Source organism: Limnospira sp. (genome assembly GCF_051859755.1).
Lineage (GTDB): Bacteria > Cyanobacteriota > Cyanobacteriia > Cyanobacteriales > Microcoleaceae > Limnospira > Limnospira fusiformis.
The window spans coordinates 1-582 of sequence record NZ_JBIMLI010000408.1 but is presented as its reverse complement, the minus strand read 5'-3'; the positions used below and the strand labels follow the sequence as shown (position 1 = coordinate 582).

1 protein-coding gene is annotated in these 582 nt (G+C 33.3%); it reads right to left on the bottom strand.

Annotation, left to right across the window (positions count from 1 at the left end):
- Window positions 1–399 precede the first annotated feature (399 nt).
- Window positions 400–582, bottom strand: a 183-nt coding sequence (locus ACTIE0_RS24920; protein WP_439517082.1) for a hypothetical protein, incomplete at its 5' end; no start/stop codon positions are given.

The following is a 582-nucleotide window of genomic DNA, read 5'->3' as shown; positions in this document are numbered from 1 at the left end:
AGATATTCACTAGGTGAGAGTCCATGTGTATCCTTGGTTTTTACGCTGTCTTTGTCAAGCTGGTAAATAGCGGTATTTTGGTCTACTAATGTATTTTGGTTTTTACGCATCTGTCAGTGATTTTCAACTCATGGACAAAATCATTTTTCCAAAATACGATTGAGTTATTGAGTTGGAAATCACTGTTTTTGATATTTTTTGTTGTTGATGATGATTATTTTTAATCTAATTAATACTTATAAATACATAAGAAACATATAAGCCCAAAAAAATAAAAGAATTATTGACTTTATACCATAATTGTGAAATGTTTAAATTATCGCCACATACAACTCAAACAAAAGACCACTATTTTTTTATATAGTGGTCAATTCTCTTTGTCTACTTTTTGATGCTGATTTATTTTTTCACACTCTTATTGCCTTCGCTGCTAACAGGAGCATCAGCGAAAAGTTCACCCTGTACTTGGTTTGGTGCTTCACTTCTCTCAACAGTTAATTCACCCAGGTTAGCTAGGGCAAGCCCATCGCTGCTAGGAATTCTGAACATACTGTTATAGGTTCTTAATGATGCTGGCTTGAT